The sequence below is a fragment of the Streptomyces sp. NPDC055078 genome (genome assembly GCF_053607985.1).
The window spans coordinates 1-17,421 of record NZ_JBSGUP010000101.1 but is presented as its reverse complement, the minus strand read 5'-3'; the positions used below and the strand labels follow the sequence as shown (position 1 = coordinate 17,421).

The 17,421-nt window shown below is 69.6% G+C and carries 14 protein-coding genes and 1 tRNA gene; 1 reads left to right on the top strand and 14 read right to left on the bottom strand.

Annotated elements, in window-relative coordinates:
- Positions 1-250 precede the first annotated feature (250 nt).
- From ACWF94_RS11905 to ACWF94_RS11885, 5 genes are all read right to left on the bottom strand, one after another.
- Positions 251-892, bottom strand: coding sequence for an IclR family transcriptional regulator (locus ACWF94_RS11905; RefSeq protein WP_453487207.1), 642 nt, complete (start codon positions 890-892; stop codon positions 251-253).
- 339 nt (positions 893-1,231) lie between these two features.
- Positions 1,232-3,022 (bottom strand): DEAD/DEAH box helicase, encoded by a 1,791-nt coding sequence (locus ACWF94_RS11900; protein ID WP_453487206.1) that lies wholly within the window; start codon positions 3,020-3,022, stop codon positions 1,232-1,234.
- A 364-nt stretch (positions 3,023-3,386) separates the two neighbouring features.
- On the bottom strand, positions 3,387-3,767 hold the full coding sequence (locus ACWF94_RS11895; protein ID WP_453487205.1) for a type II toxin-antitoxin system death-on-curing family toxin: 381 nt from the start codon (positions 3,765-3,767) through the stop codon (positions 3,387-3,389).
- Complete coding sequence (locus ACWF94_RS11890) at positions 3,764-3,964, bottom strand: CopG family transcriptional regulator (protein ID WP_453487204.1); 201 nt, start codon at positions 3,962-3,964, stop codon at positions 3,764-3,766. The genes ACWF94_RS11895 and ACWF94_RS11890 overlap by 4 nt, the downstream gene beginning before the upstream one ends.
- Before the next feature lie 40 nt (positions 3,965-4,004).
- Positions 4,005-5,474 (bottom strand): MFS transporter, encoded by a 1,470-nt coding sequence (locus ACWF94_RS11885; RefSeq protein ID WP_453487203.1) that lies wholly within the window; start codon positions 5,472-5,474, stop codon positions 4,005-4,007.
- Positions 5,475-5,730: 256 nt separating this feature from the next.
- Here ACWF94_RS11885 and ACWF94_RS11880 point away from each other — a divergent pair.
- Positions 5,731-5,805, top strand: a tRNA-Cys gene (locus tag ACWF94_RS11880).
- Between the two features lie 95 nt (positions 5,806-5,900).
- Here the strand turns inward: ACWF94_RS11880 and ACWF94_RS11875 are convergent.
- The 9 genes from ACWF94_RS11875 to ACWF94_RS11835 form a co-directional block, all read right to left on the bottom strand.
- Entirely contained in the window at positions 5,901-6,443 is a 543-nt protein-coding gene (locus tag ACWF94_RS11875; protein ID WP_453487202.1) for an AAA family ATPase, read from the bottom strand.
- Between the two features lie 179 nt (positions 6,444-6,622).
- On the bottom strand, positions 6,623-7,027 hold the full coding sequence (locus ACWF94_RS11870; protein WP_453487201.1) for a hypothetical protein: 405 nt from the start codon (positions 7,025-7,027) through the stop codon (positions 6,623-6,625).
- 216 nt (positions 7,028-7,243) lie between these two features.
- Positions 7,244-9,520 carry a DUF6571 family protein gene (locus ACWF94_RS11865; protein WP_453487200.1) on the bottom strand — a complete coding sequence of 759 codons (2,277 nt, stop codon included), beginning with the start codon at positions 9,518-9,520 and terminating at the stop codon, positions 7,244-7,246.
- A complete protein-coding gene (locus ACWF94_RS11860; RefSeq protein WP_453487199.1) occupies positions 9,520-9,972 on the bottom strand; it encodes a hypothetical protein in 453 nt (150 codons plus the stop codon). Before ACWF94_RS11860 ends, ACWF94_RS11865 begins: the two co-directional genes overlap by 1 nt.
- Before the next feature lie 70 nt (positions 9,973-10,042).
- A complete protein-coding gene (mycP, locus tag ACWF94_RS11855) occupies positions 10,043-11,455 on the bottom strand; it encodes a type VII secretion-associated serine protease mycosin (RefSeq protein ID WP_453487198.1) in 1,413 nt (470 codons plus the stop codon).
- Between the two features lie 34 nt (positions 11,456-11,489).
- Positions 11,490-13,019, bottom strand: coding sequence for a WXG100 family type VII secretion target (locus ACWF94_RS11850; protein WP_453487197.1), 1,530 nt, complete (start codon positions 13,017-13,019; stop codon positions 11,490-11,492).
- A gap of 84 nt (positions 13,020-13,103) precedes the next feature.
- Positions 13,104-13,637, bottom strand: a complete 534-nt coding sequence (locus tag ACWF94_RS11845) for a hypothetical protein (protein WP_453487196.1) — start codon at positions 13,635-13,637, stop codon at positions 13,104-13,106.
- 97 nt (positions 13,638-13,734) lie between these two features.
- On the bottom strand, positions 13,735-16,050 hold the full coding sequence (locus ACWF94_RS11840) for a xanthine dehydrogenase family protein molybdopterin-binding subunit (protein ID WP_453487195.1): 2,316 nt from the start codon (positions 16,048-16,050) through the stop codon (positions 13,735-13,737).
- A partial coding sequence (locus ACWF94_RS11835) for a 2Fe-2S iron-sulfur cluster-binding protein (protein ID WP_453487194.1) occupies positions 16,047-17,421 on the bottom strand: 1,375 nt, incomplete at its 5' end. The genes ACWF94_RS11835 and ACWF94_RS11840, both read right to left, overlap by 4 nt.

Sequence of the window (17,421 nt, the reverse complement as noted above, 5' to 3'; positions counted from 1 at the left end):
GAGGGGGCGCGCAGGGGTCGTGTCCGGGACGTAAAGCGGCGCAGCTCGCGCGAAGCGCGGTGAGGAAAGCAGTCCCGGATACGAGCCCCGGAGCGGCCCCGGACGGTGACCGCACAGGGCCCCGAGCCCGGAGCGCCCCCGGACGGTGACCGCACAAGGGCCCCGAGCCCCGGAGCGCCCCCGGGCGGCACTCGCACAAGTTCCCAGGCCCGGAGCGCCCCCAGGCGGCCACCGCACAGCGCCCCGCGCCTCAGCGCAACGCGTCCGCCACCTCGCGCGCCGCGTCCACCACGCGCGGCCCCACCCGCTCCGGGACCGAGTCCGCCAGCATGACCACGCCGACGCTGCCCTCTATCCCGGTCACCCCCACGAGCGCCGCCGCCGCCCCGCTCGCCCCCGCCTCCAGCTCGCCGTGGGTCAGTGTGTACCCGGGTTCGCCCTGGTGCCCCAGGCGCGCGGCCAGGATCGCCTTGCCCGCCGCGCCCCGGTCCAGCGGATGCCGGAATCCGGCCCGGTAGGCCACGTGGTAGTCGGTCCAGGTGGGCTCGACGACGGCGACGGCGAGGGCTTCCGCGCCGTCCACGAGGGTGAGATGGGCGGTCGCGCCTATGTCCTCGGCGAGCGCCCGCAGCGCGGGCATCGCGGCCTCCCGTACCAGCGGGTGCACCTGACGGCCGAGCCGCAGCACACCGAGGCCCACCCTGGCCCGCCCGCCCAGATCACGGCGGACGAGGGCATGCTGCTCAAGGGTGGCGAGCAGCCGGTAGACAACGGTCCGGTTGACGCCGAGTTTGTTGGACAACTCGGTGACGGTGAGCCCGTGGTCGGTGTCGGCGAGCAGCTTGAGGACACGCAGTCCCCGGTCGAGCGTCTGGGAGGTCTCCGCGGTCACGACGCCCTCTCCTTCGGAGTGAGTGACGGCGGACCCTCATGGTGAATCCCGCGGCGCCGGTCCCGTCGGCGCCGCACCCTGGGGCCCGCCGGCAGGCCATGGCACACCGGCTGGACTCCGCGGCGCACTGGCATGCCACGGGGCCTTTTGCATTGCCCGGACAGTAGCGAGGTAGTCCGCTCAGCGGAAGACCTCGTCCAGAATCCGGGCGCGAACGTAAGAAAATCGTGCGATATGCAAGCGATATGGACGGTTTTGACCAGCGTTCGGCTGCCGAAGCCCATTCCTACGCAAGTCGTATGAGAATCCGACCACAGATTCACCGGAAGTGAGCGGCGATTACCGCATCCTCGTCGCCCACTCCTGAACTTTCTTGATCCGCTCCCGGATCTGCCCGGCGGTGGCCTCGGCGCTCGGCGGCCCGCCGCACACCCGCCGCAGCTCGGTGTGGATGACGCCATGGGGCTTGCCGCTCTGGTGGACGTACGCACCGACCATCGTGTTCAGCTGTTTGCGCAGCTCCAGCAGCTCCCGGTGGGAGACGACGGGCCGCCGCTCGGCGGGCAGCTCCAGCAGATCGGCCTCCTCGGCCGGCTTCTTGCGGCTGTGGGCGATCTGCCGGGCCTGCCGCTTCTGGAGGAGGAGCTGCACCTGGTCGGGTTCGAGGAGCCCGGGGATGCCGAGGTAGTCCTGCTCCTCCTCGCTCCCGGGGTGCGCCTGCATGCCGAACTCGGCGCCGTTGTACATGACCCGGTCGAAGACGGCGTCGGACTCCAGCGCCTCGAAGGGCAACTGGTCCCCCATGCCGTCCTCTTCGTCCTGCTCCCGGTTGGCCTCGTCCATCTCCTTCTCGGACTCGGCGTACGGGTCCTCCTCGCCGTGCTTCTTCGGCCGGTCGAGCACATGGTCGCGCTCGACCTCCATCTCATTGGCGAAACCGAGGAGCGCGGGGATCGTGGGCACGAAGACCGACGCGGTCTCACCGCGCCTTCGCGACCGTACGAAACGCCCCACGGCCTGTGCGAAGAACAGCGGCGTGGAGATCGTGGTGGCGTACACCCCCACCGCGAGCCGGGGCACATCGACCCCCTCGGACACCATCCGGACGGCGACCATCCACCGGTCGCCGCTCTCGCTGAACTCGTCGATGCGCTTGGAGGCGCCCGTGTCGTCGGAGAGGACGACGGTGGCCTTCACCCCGGTGATCTCACGGAGGAGTTTGGCGTACGAGCGGGCCGCGTCCTGGTCGGAGGCGATGACGAGCCCGCCCGCGTCCGGGATCGACTTCCGTACCTCGGTGAGCCGCTGATCGGCCGCCCGCAGCACATTGGGCATCCACTCGCCGCGCGGGTCGAGCGCGGTGCGCCACGCCTGGGAGATGGCGTCCTTGGTCATCGGCTCCCCGAGGCGGGCGGCGATCTCGTCGCCGGCCTTGGTGCGCCAGCGCATATTGCCGCTGTAGCTGAGGAAGATGACCGGCCGCACGACTCCGTCACCGAGGGCGTTTCCGTAGCCGTAGGTGTAGTCGGCGGACGAGCGCCGGATGCCGTCCGTGCCCTCCTCGTACGCGACGAAGGGGATCGGGTTGGTGTCCGAGCGGAAGGGGGTGCCGGTCAGCGCGAGCCGCCGGGTCGCCGGGTCGAACGCTTCGAGGCATGCCTCGCCCCAGGACTTGGAGTCACCGGCGTGGTGGATCTCGTCCAGGATGACGAGGGTCTTGCGCTGCTCGCACCGGTTGCGGTGCAGCATGGGCCGCACCCCGACACCGGCGTACGTCACGGCTACACCGTGATACTCCCTGCTGAGCGGTCCCGCGCTGTAGTCGGGGTCCAGCTTGATCCCTATCCGCGCCGCCGCGTCGGCCCACTGCTTCTTCAGATGCTCGGTGGGCGCGACGACGGTCACCTGCTGCACGACATGGTGGTGCAGCAGCCAGGAGGCGAGGGTGAGCGCGAAGGTCGTCTTTCCGGCGCCGGGGGTGGCGACGGCGAGGAAGTCGCGGGGCTGCTCCTGGAGGTATCTCTCCATGGCCCCTTCCTGCCAGGCGCGCAGCTTGCCCGCGGTGCCCCAGGGGGCGCGGCCGGGAAAGGCGGGGGAGAGATGGTGGGAGTGGGAGGCGGTAGTAGTCACGGTCTCCGGTTCGACGCTCGTCCAGGGCTCGGGTGGGGCTCGGGAGTGCTGGGGTACGGGATGGGTGCGGGGTCAGGTCTCAGGGCTCGGGCGGGGGCAGGGCACAGGGCTCGGGCGGGTTTCGGGACTCAGGGCTCGGACGGGGGCAGGGGCCAGGGCACAGGGCTCGGACGGGGTCGGTGTTCAGGGCTCGGGTATGACAACCGGGCCACCCTACCGGTGTGACCGCGCGCTCCCGCCCCGGACGGGGCCGGAGCGTCGCGGGGTGAGACCCGCCTCACAACGCGCCGATCCCGCCGGGTCGGTGGAGCCCGGGCGGGATCGGGAGGTGATCGGGGAGGGGGTTCGCGTGGGGCGAACCGGGTCACATCGCGAGGTCGCGCAACTGGTGCGCGATGGCCTTCACCTCGTCCGCCTCCCCCGTCGCGACCGCGATGACCAGCCGCTCGGCGGCATCGATGTCCGGTCGCAACTGAACGCCGTTCATCGCCAGGAAGGTCACGCACGACAGCCATGCGGTCCGCTTGTTGCCGTCGACGAGGGGATGGTTGATCGCGAGCGACTGGAGCAGCGCCGCCGCCTTGTCCACGAGGTCCGGGTACGCCTCTTCGCCGAACATGGCGGCGGCGGGACGGTGCACCGCGGATTCCAGCAGCCCGGCGTCACGCACCACGACGTCCTGGTCATCGACCGCGTGTCCGGCGATGGCCAGGACGTCTTCCGAAGACAGATAGATGTGCGTCACTTGAGCCGCTCCAGCAGCTCGTGCCACTTGGCCGCCTGCTCCATGGCCGTCTTGCGGACGATCGCCTGCTGAGCGGTGCGGGACAGATAGTCGTCCACTGCCTGGAGCACTATGGCGTGCATGCTCTGGCCCTCCTGCTCGGCACGGGCCTTGAGCGCATCGGTCTGATCGTCACGGAGACGAAGGTTCATAGCCATACCAGAACGGTACCACTTCATGGGGTCACTCTGGTACCACTCAAGCCTCCCGCGCCCGCAGCCGCGTCCCCACCCACGCCCCCACCAGCGCCACCACCGCCATCGGCAGGAACACCGCCGCGAAGGCCGCCGGGTGCGACTCGGTCGCCGCGGAGACCGAGTGGCCGGCCACCGACCCGCCGCCCAGCGCGGCGAAGGCGGCGCCGCCCGCCGCCAGCAGCAGGACGTTCGACAGGCCGTCGGAGATCTGGAGGGCGGCCGAGTTGGCGCCCGCGTCCTCCGGTGCGGAGAGCTTCAGCATCAGCACACTGGTCGAGGCGATGACCATGCCCATGCCGAAGCAGCCGACGCCCCAGGCGACCCCCACGATCCACACCGGCACCCACTCGATCAGGACGCTCGGGGCCGCCGCGATCGCCACCGCGACCAGCGTCATCCCGATGACCATCAGCCGGCCGCGGTACGGCTCCAGGCGCGGCCGGGACTGTACGAACGACCCCAGGGCCCAGGTGGCACCGCCGACGGCGAGGGACAGTCCGGCCAGGGTCGGCGACAGATCTCGCTGGGTGACCAGCATCAGCGGTACGAAGGATTCCGCCGCGATGAAGGACCCGGCGGCGATGCCCCGCAGCAGAATGACGGCCGGCAGCCCGCGCGCCGCCCGGTAGGTGCCCTGGGGCAGCAGTCCGAGTACGGCGGGCACCAGCAGGGCGCCGCCCACGACGGCCGGGAGGAGTGAGAGCCACTTCAGGTCCTGACCCGCGTACTGGAGGAGTCCGGCGCCCAGCGAGATGGCCAGCGCGAGCCGGATGCGCCGGGCGTCGAACGGCGGCCTCCCCGCCGCCGGGTCCGCCGGGCCGGTGGCCATCCGCCGGATCGCGGGCAGCGCGAGGGCGAGCGGGAAGACAACCAGAGGCGGGATGCCGACGAAGACCCAGCGCCAGCCGAGCTGCTCGGTGACCGTCCCGGAGGCGAGCGGCCCCACGACCGAGGGGATCACCCAGCTCGCGGCGAAGGCGGCGAGGATGGCGGGCCGCAGCCGCTCCGGATAGGCGCGGCCGACGATGACGTACATGGCGACGATCACCAGTCCGCCGCCGAGGCCCTGTACGGCCCGCCCGAGGATGAAGCTCCACATCGTGCTCGCGGTCCCGGACAGCAGCAGTCCGACGGCGAAGGCGGAGATCCCGGTGGCGAGCGGACGCAGCGGCCCGTCCCGGTCGGCCCACTGCCCGGACAGGACCATGGCGAAGAGACTGGTGGTGAAGTAGGAGGAGAAGGCGAAGGCGTACAGGCCGATCCCGTCCAGTTCCCGCGCGGCGACGGGCATCGCGGTGCCGACGGCGGTCGCCTCGAAGGCGACGAGCAGGACCACGGCGATGATCCCGATACTGAGCGCCCGGTGCGTCCGCCCCAGAATTCCGCCCGGCGGCTGCTGGTCCGGACGTATCGCCCCGGGTGCGGACGACGGCGGCGTGACCTCGGCGTCACGGGGTTCGGGGGCGGTCATGGCCCAAGAGTAAGGGGCGTGTACCGGCTTGGCCCCTGTCGCTGGGCGGGACCTCGTCTGGTCCCTTGGTCGTACGACTGTGAACGGCGCATGGCAGTCGTGTTGCGGCCCGCGCGGAACCATTGAGCGAGGCGACGGGCACGGCCTACGGTCGGGTCAGCACCGAACGCACCACGAGCAGACGCACAACCGACGACGAACACCGAAGCAAGGAACAAACGGAGCAACGAGCAACGAACAACAGCACGAAACGCATGACCGTGTGCCCGAGTGGCTGAGGGACTCGCCTGCAAAGCGAGGCATGCCGGTTCGATTCCGGTCACGGTCTCCACAAGCGGTACGGACCACGGCCCCGGCGCCCAGGCACCGGGGCCGCTCCCGTGGAAATCACCCCACAGCCACCCGACAGCCACCGGCCGAGCGCCATCAGACCTTCGCCTCGCCCAGCCGCGACAGGATCTCCGCCACCGTCTCGTCCGGGGTCTGCGCGCTGGTGTCCAGCCAGAGGCCGACCCGTGGGGTGAGGCCCCGCAACTCCCGGTCCAGGCCCTCGACGGTCAGGCCCTTCCCGTACCCGGTCTTCGGACGTGCCGCCTCGCGGGCGGCGACCGTCCCGGGGTCCGGGGCGAGGACGACGACGTACAGCGGGCGGGTGCGGACGAGACCGACGTACGAGGGGAGTTCGCCGCCGATGACGATGTCCTGGACGACGGCGGTGAATCCGGCCTCCGCATAGGTGTCCGCCACGGCCGCGGACAGCCGGTAGCGCAGCCGCAGTTGGGCGAGCGCCTCATCGGTGTCGGCGGACCCCATCTCCACCCGGCCGGACACCACCATCCGCCGGAAGACGTCGCCGCGTACGTGTACGGCCCGGGGCAGCCGTTCGGCCAGGGACTGGGCGACGGTCGACTTGCCGGAAGCCATGACTCCGGTGACGAGAACGACGGCGGAACGCGGGGGCTCGGTCATACACCGACGTTAATCCGCGCACGTCCGGGGCCTCAACCCGATTCGAGCGGCGCCGGAGCAGCCACCGGACGCCCGCCCCGGAGCCGCCGCTTCGTCGCCCGTACGGCGGACAGTGCGCGGACGGTACTGCTCAGCGCCCCGCTCTAGGGAGGTGTGCCATCAGGTGTGCCGTCAACTGCTCACGCGGTGCACTGAGGGGAGGAGGAGCCGACCGCGTCGGCGTAGTTGGTGATGAAGTCGCGGGTGGCGGACTCGCCGGGCTTGAGGTGGCTGGTGACGCCCACGATGGCGTACAGCACCGAGTCGGGCTTCTTTGGCTGGGCGCAGGCAACCCTGCCCACGGCTCCGGTTTTCGAGGCGTACGTCTTCCCGCCCTCGGACTCCGTGCCGTCCTTCACGTATGCGTTCAGCCGGGCGACCATGGCGAGCGAACTTCCTCTGTGCCACCACTCCTGACTGGCCTTGAGGACCACCTTGCCGTCGACGGTGACCTCGCATTGCCAGATGCCCTGAGCCGGTGTCCGCTCCGACACCGCGATCTTTTCGCCGCCGGAGAGAAGAGGCGTCAGAAGCTCTGGCTTCACCGGGATCCCGCAGAGCGCTGACGGTGTCTCGTACCCACGATCCGGCTTCTTGTCATCGGACCCTCCTGAACACCCGGAGACGGTGATCCCTAGGGCAAGGACCCCTTCCAATACCGGCGCACGCCGGGCCCGGCCGCTTCGGCCGGGCCGGTAAAGCTCGTTCTCCATCGCTGACACCATCGGTCCGCTTCCGTCTCTGGGTGGCTGAGTGGACACCTAGATATCCGTTTTGAGGTCCATGCCCATCTGCGAGACATTGGAATGAGCCTGGTCGAATCCGATACGCGTTCCGGCGGAGGACCAGTCGGCCACGATATTCGCGTACGGAGCGTTATGAGCCTGCGCGGCGGTCTCGGCTGCGAACTGGTTCAACTTGATGTTGTCCTGCATGCTCTGTTCCCACTTCTTACCCGCCTGGCCCGCTGCCTCGTCGCCCTTCTTCGACTCCTGCCCCTGGAAGAACTCTTCGAGGACCATGCTGCTGACCGTGCTGGCGGCACCGCCCGCGACCGCGCCGCCGATCGGGCTGGCGATGAAGGACACTCCGACGCCGATCCCCGTGCCGATACCGCCCGAGACCGCGTTCTTCCACTGGTTCATCGACTGTGCGTACTTCTCGTCGCTCTCGTGCGCCGGGCCGAGGATTGCTTCCTGACGGCCGATGGCCAGTGTCCCGCCGATCTCACCGGACCGGGTCGAGATCTCCGTGACCGCGAACTGCGGCCCTGCCGGATGGCGCTGCCCCTCGGGGAGATCGGGGTTCAGGTGGTAATCCATGAGGTTGGCCATGTACGCCTTCTGGCCCAGTTCGACCCGGGCGAAGCCGTCGGGATCCTGTCCGACGGTGACCAGGAATCGGGACAGATCACTGTGGCTCATCTCGGCCTGCGCGCCCGCGATGGGATAGAGGATGTTGGTATTGCCCAGCTTGTCGTCCGACAGCGCCCGGTTGACGTCGGGCAGGTACTCCGCCGTCATCTGGCCGAGGCTGTCGGACATCACACCGCGGTCCGTGAGGCGCGTGTTGTCGTCGGAGACCGAGGCGACGACCTTCTCCATCAGATCCGCCTGCTCCCTGGAGTGCGGGGGCAGATCGGGTGAGGCTGGCTCACCGGCCGGATGACCGGTCGTCGCGGCTTCCAGGGCCTCGCCGAGAGCGTTGTAGTTCTCCTCGCTCTTCTTCCTGTCCTCGTTCCAGTCCTCGGGCCACTTCCGCTCCTCGAAGAGGTACTCGAAGTTGGACAGTTCCCTCTTCTTTCCGTCCTCCTTGAAGTTGTGGTCCTCGTCCTTGGACACATAAGTACTGTTGAAGAACTCGGTGGCGGCGCCGGGGCTGTGCGAAAGCGCCTTCATGAACCCGGTCATCGGGTCCTTGCCGCCGTCCGTCCCGGTGTGATTGAGGGGCGGGCCGCCACCGCCCATCTGATGCCAGAGCCCGTTGAAGCTGCGTCCGTTTCCGGTCCGCTGCTTCTCCGCTTCGACCAGTTCCTTGCCGTACGAGGTGAGGAACTTGTCGTCGTAGTCGCCGTGCCGCAGCAGACTGCTGATCACGATGAACCCGGGCTGGCTGGTGCGGCTGGTGGTGATCTGCTCCTTGCCCAGCGCCGTCATGTCCCTTTCCCACTGCTGCATGGCCGGGCTGTCGGACTGGGTCGCATTGGCGAGGGTAAGGCTCAGATTCTGCTGCAGCGCGCCATAATCCTTGTACTTGTCCCGCAGCTCATGGTTCTCGGCGAAGTCATGGATTCCCGCCCAGAACTGTGCGGTTCCCTTGGGCCCGAGGTCGGTGGCGAACTTCTCGGCGAAGAGGTCGTCGTCCTTGTATTTCTCCAGCTCACGGTTGAGCTGGTCGAACTCCTCCTTGGAGAGGTTCTTCGGGTCCTTGGCGAGGCGGGCCATCTCCTCGGCCTTCTTCAGTGCCAGCGCCGCGCCGTCCCGGTCCTGATAGGTCGCGTCGGAGAATCCGTACGGCGCCTGATTGACGATCGCCACCAGCACCTGCGCGGCAGTCGTGTCGCTGTCGGTCGCCTTCTGCAGGATGGCCTGCACCTCGTCGCGGAGTGCGGTGACGTTCCCCTCCGTGTGCTGGGGAACGGTGGTCCCCTTGGCGGCGCGGTCCGGGTGGATGTTCATGGTGACGGTGAAGCCGCCGTCACCGGTGCCGACGACGGTGAGGTTGTTCTTCAGCCCGCGCTCGATGGCGTCATTGAGCTTGGTCTTGCAGTCGACCAACTCACTGTGGGTGTCGCGCAGGATGTTGCGAATCGTGGTCGCCTGCGTCGCCGCGTCGCCGAATTCCTTCGTCGTCTTGGTGATGAACTCCCGGGTCACCGTGGCGTTCACTCCCGACCAGTTGGCCTTCTTGGCCCGCCCGTCCAACTGGGAGTTGGCGTCCCGCTTCAGCTCCTCAAGCTTGGTGATCATCGCCGACCAGTCCTCGACGGCCGTGCCGAGCTTCGAGAAATTACCGAACCGCAGTGCTTCGAGGTCCATCAGCGCTGCGTCCCCTCGTCAAATCCCTGGTCCAGTTCGGCGAATTTGAATCTGGTGGCGATATAGACCTCGTCCCCCGCATGTGCCTTCTGCGAGTAGTCGAGGTGGTTGGAGATATGCGCACACGCCTCCAGCAGGGTGTTCACCTGCTCGTTCCACTTGTCGGTCACCGTCGCCAGGGCACCGCCGAGCGCGAAGTCCGGCTTCAGGGACCCGGCGGCGGCGTAGCTGTTCTGCTTGGCGTGATCGCCGTCCGTGTCCAGCCGTGTGTAGAGCTTGTACGCCTCGTCCCCGATGGCCGCCAGATCCGCTTGGGTGACCTTCAGATCACCTTCGACCGGGGGTGGGGCGGACCCGCCACCACCACCCGGGTCGAGCAGCTTGTTGAGACGCATCGACACACCCGCTGACGCGTCGGCACGCGCGGTGGCCCATTCCTCGTCGAACGACATGACTTCCCCGTTGATACGTCTCGATGGCCGGCTGACTGGTGGTACGTAGGATGCGGGAGGAGCCTGCCGCTCACGGCCGGCCGGGATACTGCGGATTCTGCCCCTGACCGTTCCCCTGACCGGTCGGCGGCGGCCCGTAACCGGGCTGGTTCTGCCCATAGGGCGGCGGCTGCTGAGGATAGTACGGCTGCGGCTGCTGCTGGGGGTACGGAGCCGTCCCCGCAGGCACCGCAACAGGCTCGGCCGCACGCCGCCGCGCACGGATCACCGGCACCGCGACCGCCGCACCGATCAGCACAGCGGCACCCACCCCGAGCGCGATCCAGAGCCCACTGCCACCGCCGTCCTCCTTCTCCGCGACCGGGGCAGCGGAATCGGCCTCGCTCTTGTCCTTCCCGGCAGCCGCTTCGGCAGCGGCGGACTTGGAAGCCCCAGGGGCGGGTGCCTTCGGAGCCGCCGCGGCCAGATCAGGAAGCGGGTACTCATCGGCAGGGCCGGGATCCCCCGGTGTCTTGAGAGCGATCCGGGGCCGTACCACTCCGTACCCGATGAAGTCGGTTCGCTTGTCTCCACTCGCGGCCGCACCCGCCGTGTTGAGCATGACGCGGAGAACCTGGTTGTTGGTCCAGTCGGGGTGCTTGGACCAGATGAGGGCGGCGGAGGCGGCGGCGAGGGCTGTCGAGTTACTGGTGCCGTCTCCATCGCAGAGTGTGGTCGGGCTGCAGGCAGATACTGTCTTGACCGCAGGTGCCGCGAAATCAACCTCCTGACCAGTCTGCGACTTCTTCCACCAGTTGATCGTCTTGTCCACGCCCCCGACTCCGACCACTCCAGGGGTGGCCGCTGGGTACTCAGGGGAATTGCCCTTATCGGCAGTGTTTCCCACTGCGGCAAAGATCAGTTTATTCTTACTGAGGGCGTACTTCACTGCTTGCGTGAGCTCGGCAGATCCCGAGTCCTTCTGCCCCATCGAGATACTGATGATCTGGGCAGATGAATCGGCTGCATAGCGGATCGCCCTGCTCATGTCACGAGCATAGGCAGTTCGGGAGTCCTGTCCGAACTGCTCCTCGTTGTAAGGCATCCGGATGGGAAGAATCTTGGCATCGGGGGACAGCCCCCAGGAACCGGTCTGCGGCCCGCGCCCACCAGTTCCAGCGATCAGCGTGGCCATGTGCGTCCCGTGATTGGCGATGTCGTTGTTCTCATCGCCATCCATCTGGGAATAGTCCATCCCCTTCAGTACACGGCCTTTGAGATCTGGCAGCGCATCATCAACACCGGAGTCTATGAGAGCGACCGTCATCCCCTTGCCGGTACTGGTCTTCCACATCTCCGGCGCGCGCATCACCTCGAGGTGCCATTGCTCGGAGCGCACACTCTCAGCATGGGCCGGAGTCGCCGCGATACCCACCAGCAGCAGTCCCAACACCCCCGAGACCAGGGGGCGGTGTCGGCTCATTCGACTGATGTTGGTAGGCATCTGCTGTCCTTGACCTGTTCTTCTCTGTGGGGGGTCAGTCGATTACAGGTGGCACTACCCGGCGGCTGCCCTGCTGCCAGGTCTCTTCCTCTTCCACGAGATAATCGGGGCGCTCGCCGTCCTCGTCCTCACGACGCGGATGGGGCCTGTTGGTCCCGGCACCGGCCATGCCGGTCCGGCCCGCCTGATCCGCGCTACCGCCCCGGACCAGACCCGAACCGCCCGGCGTGAACGGACGCCCGCTCGCCTGCCCGGGCTGCTGTGGACGGCCGCCGACCACGCCGCCGGTCTCGGACGCCAGCCTCCGGCCACCGGAGATACCACTCTGTCCAGTTCCTCCCATGGGGCCACCGTGCATGCCGCCCGGCATTCCGGCCATCCCACGGCCCATCTGGCCTCGGGTCCCCGTGGTGCCCTCGCCACCAATCACCGTGCCACGGGGGAGAGCACCTGCCGGACGGCCGGCACTCGGCCCCGTAGTCGGTGAGACAGGACGACCGCCGACAATCCCGTCGGCCCGCGCCATCGGTAGCCTCGGCACGGCTCCTCCTCCACCGGGACCCACGCCCCTGGCGAAGGGAGCCGATTTGGTCCCGCCACCACCACCGCCGAACGCAGGCGGTATCACACCTGGTGGGACGACAGCCGGCGGCACGTTACCTACACCGTCGGGCCTGCCACCGGGCGGAAGGACGCCGGGGCCCGGCGCTGTGACGGGCGCCTCAGGCGTGGCAACACTGTCGATGCCCATACCCACCGGCCGGTCCGGCACCGGGGATACGGAGGGCACGACGGCCGGCGGAGCAATCTGGCCCACCTGCTGTTCCGGGCGGCTGACCGAGACCGCGGAGGCGGGCGAGTTTCCTTCGGCCTGTGTCCTGCCCTGGGTGGCGCGGGTCTCGGGGCTGTCGGACGCACTACGGGAGCGGGCACGGTCGGTCGTTCCGACGCTCCTCGACGTTCGTGCCGACTGGCGGTAGCCCCGCTCTCCCTCCATGTCACGCCATCTTCCGTTCAACTGCGCCGGAGGCGGAAACGTCGGCGGTTCCAGGCGATTGATCTGCTCCCCGGACTGCGTATACGTCTCTCCGAGCTTCCGCAGCCTGTCCACACTCGCCAGCCTGGCCGCCTCCATGCCCGCCCGGGCCAGATCCATGTCCGACTTGGCGTCCTTCGCCGCGTCCTTCCCGGCGCCCGGGTCATGAACGGCCGCATTGTGCGTCTTCTTGGCGTCGCCGTAGTCGGACTGTGCCGCAGACGCGGACTTCTTCAGCTCGTCCAGGCCGGACTGGGCCTCGGCGATGGCCTGGGCGACATCGGTCATCCACTTGCCCGCGCCCTTGGCGTACTCCCCCAGGCGCAGGGTGGCGTTGGCCGTTTCGTTGGCCCAGTCCTTGAAGGCGTCGCCGCCCTCGCCCTCCCACTTCACCAGCGGGACACGGAGCTTCAGGTCGTCCGCGATGTCCTGAATGGCCTCGGATGCTTTGGACAACTTGGCGGCGATCGTCATCGCCGTTTCCTTGTTGGCGGGTGTGAGCAGCGCCAGCAGCTGTTCCGTCGTCATCGATTCGAAAGGAGTCTTGCCCGCAGTCGGTTTCCCACCGCCCGGCTTACCCATTGTGTGTCACCCCCGTGGTGTCTGGCAGCACTACGCCTGTCCCTTGCCGACAGCCCCAGCACCGGTCTGGGACTGCGGGCTGCTGTTACGGTTCCCGCTGTCCTTGCCCGGGTCACGGCTCTCGTCGTACCGCGCCTCGATCTCCGCGTTCAGCTTCTGCATCCGCGCCCGGATGTCGTCGTCGATGTTCTGGTAGCCGGTCTGGGAGGCGTGAATCGCGAGCGTCATGCTCTCGATCTGGAGCCCCAGGGTCTTCGACAGGTTCTGCAGCTCTTCGTGGACGACGTTGTACGACGCGTGCAGGAACTCGGCTTCCTTGAAGCCGGTGCCGCCCAGGCTGCTCTGCGTCAGGCGGTCCTCGCCGACCTTGTCGTGCGCTGCGGGGGATTTGTTGAACTCGATGAGGAGTTCATCGACCCGCTTCTTGAAGTTGTCCATCTCGCCGAGTTCGACGAGCAGGTTCCCCACTGCTCCGGCGGCTGCCGCGACGGCTCCGCCCACACCCGGTACCAGGCTGAGCGCGCCGAACGGCCCGAGCGGCCCCGCCCCGTTGTCCTCCGCCACGAACGCCTCCCCGTTGACATGCGTCTACGGGAATCACTGTACCGAGGGGCACCGACAGCACGCACCCCTGGATTGCATCTGCAACCGGCATACAGGGTTACGAGTTGGGAACAGCCACCGCCGCCTGGGGCCGGATGGGGAGGCGGTTGATCGGGCGGCCGGTGGCGGCGCGTACCGCTGCGGCCACCGCGGCGGGGGAAGTGACCACCGGGGCCGCGCTCGCGGCTTTCGCCCCGAAGGGGGCGACGACGTCCCGTTCCTCCACGAGTTTCACGATGCGAATGTCCGGGGCGTCCAGGGATGTCGGGAGTGCGTAGCCGGTGAGGTCGGGGTGGCGGACGAGACCGCGGGCGGTGCGGAGGTTCTCCGTCAGGGCGGTGCCGACGCCGAGGGTGATGCCGGCCTCGATGCGGGTGGCGAGCTGGGCGGGGTTGAGCACGCGGCCGACGTCCTGGGCGACGGCCATCTCGACCACGCGGATCGAGCCCAGTTCGATGTCGACGTCGACCACGGCCCGTACGGCGCAGAAGGCCATGCCGACGAAGGCGTCGCCCTGCCCGGACTCGTCCAGGGGCTCGGTGGGGTGGGGGCGGCACTGGGCGGTGGCCCACAGTTCCTTGCCGTCCAGCGCCTCGGTCACCGTGACCGACAGCACACCGTCGTACGAGGTGATCTTGCCGTCGGTGATCTGGAGCAGCTCGGTCGACATTCCGAACTTGTGGGCCAGCGGCTGGAGGAGCTGGGTGCGCACCATACGGGCCGCGCGCTCGACCGCGCCGCCGGATACCCAGGTGTGGCGGCCGTGGGCCGCCGGTCCCGCGGGGGGCTGGTCGGTGTCGACGGAGGCGACGTGGACCTCGTCGATGCCCAGGGTCTCCTGGACGATCTGGCGGGCGAGGGTGGAGAAGCCTGAGCCGGTCTCGACGGCCGCGCAGATGACGGTGGCGACGCCGTCGTGGACCTTGACGGTGGCGGTGGAGACCTCGTCGGCGCCCTCGGCGCCGAGCATATGGACCATGCCGAGGGCATAGCCGACGCCGCGCCGCACCGCGCCGGGCTCGCCCGCGCCCTCAGGGCCGCCGGGCAGGAGCCAGTCGTCCTCGGGGGAGTCCTTGGGCAGGGCGGGGAGCGGGAAGTCCCGTACGGCCTGGAGCAGTTCGGCGACCGGGGCGGGGCAGGTGATGGTCTGGCCGGTGGGGATGATGTCGCCGGTCGCCAGGGCGTTGCGGAGGCGGATCTCGGTGGGGTCGAGCCCCAGTTTGACGGACAGCTTGTCCATCTGGGCCTCGTAGGCGGCGCAGACCTGCATGGCGCCCTCGCCGCGCACATGGCCCGAGGGGGGGTTGTTGGTGCGGACCGCCCAGCCCTCGATGAACGCGTGGGGGACGACGTAGGGCCCGCAGGCGAACGCGACCGCGGCGGCGAGGGATTCGGACGAGGAGTCGGCGTAGGCGCCCGCGTCCAGCAGGAGCTGCGCCTCGACCTTGACGAGCCGGCCGTCGGCGTCCGCGTGGTGGCGGTAGCGCAGCAGGGTGGGGTGGCGGTGGGCGTGGCCGAGGAAGGACTCCTCGCGGGTGGCGGTCAGTTTGACCGGGCAGCCGGTCCTGAGGGCCAGCAGGCCGAGGGGGAGCTGGAAGCCGGGGTCCTCGCGGTCGCCGGTGGCGCCGGGGACTCCGGTCACGACGACCTTGACCCGGTCGGGTTCGAGACCGAAGCAGTTGGCGGCCAGATCGCGGTCGGTGTGCGGGTCGGTGGAGGCGACGTACAGCTCGACGCCGCCGTCCGGGCGCGGTACGGCGAGGCCCGCCTCCGCACCGATGGGGGCCGGGTCCTGGCGGCCGATGCGGTAGAGGCCCTCGACGATGACCTCGCCGGTGATGTCCGGGTCGCCGTATCGCAGGGGGATATGGCGGATGAGGTTGCCGTCGGGGTGCAGCGGCTCGGCGGCGAACGCCTGCTCGGGGTCGGTGACCGGGTCGAGCACCTCGTACTCGACGGTGATCGCCGCGGCGGCGAGGCGTGCGGTGTCGGGGTGGTCGGCGGCGACGGCGGCGATGGCCTCGCCGTGGTGGCGGACGAGTTCGGAGGCGAAGACGGGACGGTCGGCGATGCGCCTGCCGTACGCGCCGTCGCCGGGGATGTCCTGGTGGGTGACGACCGCGCGTACGCCCGGCATGGCGTGCGCGCCGGCGGTGTCGATGGAGAGGATGCGCGCGTGAGGGTGCGGGGAGCGGAGGATCGCCGCCCACAGCAGGCCCTCGGCCCACAGGTCGGAGGCGTAGGGGAAGGTGCCCTCGGTCTTGGCCCGGGTATCCGCCGGGGGGAGGGAGACTCCGAGACCGTGCGCCGGCGGCTCCGGCCGGGGGGAACCCCCGGTACGGGGTGCCGCGCTGGTGGCCGCGTCGTTGCTCACGCCATGCCTCCGTCGTGCGGATGGGCCTCGTGCGGGTGGGCCTGCACACTACCGGCACCGGGCGGCGCCTGGTGCGGAATGCGGGCGTCCGGGCCCGACTCCGCGGCCTCGGACGCCGCGGCGGCACTCGCCTCCCGCCCGGTGACCACTTCCCGTACGGCGTCGAGGACGCCCCGGTAGCCGGTGCAGCGGCAGAGATTGCCGCACAGGGCCTGGCGGGCCTCCAGTTCGGTGGGGCTGTGGTTGCCCTCAAGGAGGTCGTGGACGGTCATGGCCATGCCGGGGATACAGAATCCGCACTGGACGGCTCCGCAGGCCGCCAGGGCCCGCTGGACGTCGGAGGGTTCACCGTCGACGGCGAGTCCTTCGACGGTACGCACCTCGGAACCGGCGGCGGTCGCGGCGGGGACCAGACAGGAGGCGACGAGCCGGCCGTCGACCTGGACGTTGCACGCGCCGCACTCGCCCTGGGAGCAGCCGTCCTTGGCTCCGGCGAGGCCGAGGCGCTCGCGCAGGACATAGAGCAGGGACTCGCCGATCCAGGCGTCGGTGACCGGGCGGTCGGTGCCGTTGACCCTCAGGACGTACGAGGTCGGCGGGTGCTCGTCGGCGCTGGTGGCCGTGGCCGTCATCGGACCGGGCTCGGCGGCGGGTACGGAATCCGTGGCGGTCACCGGCTCGGCGGCCGGTACGGCCGTCTGTTCGGGAGGCGGCGGGCCGGCGGGTGCCGGAATGACAGGTGCCGGAACGGTGGGTGGTGCCGGGTCGGGTCCGGCCGCGACCGCCGGTTCCGGGGCGGCGTCCTCAGGGGCGGCATCGGAGACGGCGGCTGTCTCGGTCCCGGGGTCGGCCGCGGGAGCGGCCTCGGCTTCGCGGGCCCGCTCCGCCTCCTCCGTACCGCCGTCCGCGGTCCGTTCGTCGGCGGGGTCACCGGCGACGGCGCGGTCCTCAGGGTCCCGCTCGTCGGCCGGGGGCTCCTGGGACGCCTGCGGCGCCTGCGCTTCGGACGCCAGCCGCGCTGGCCGCACTGCCCGCGCTTGCAGGGGAGGGTCCACCGCTACGGGACGTTCCTCGCCCGGGTCCTCCGCCCGCCCGGCTTCATCCGCTTCATCCGCAGCAGACGCGTGCTCGACCGGTGCCTCGTCGACCAGAGGCGTTTCCACGGGCTCCGGTTCGGGTACCGGCGCGTCCTCGGCCGGGGCGGTCGGCGCGACCGGAGCCGCCGCTGCGGCCCGCTCGGCCTCCTCGGCCGGGGCGGCCCCTTCGGCCGGTGCCGTCGCGGGCTCGGCCGACTCGGTGTGCTCGCCTCGCTCGGTGTGTTCGGCGTGTTCGGCGTGTTCCGGCGCCCAGGGCGCGGGCGCACCGCCGGGC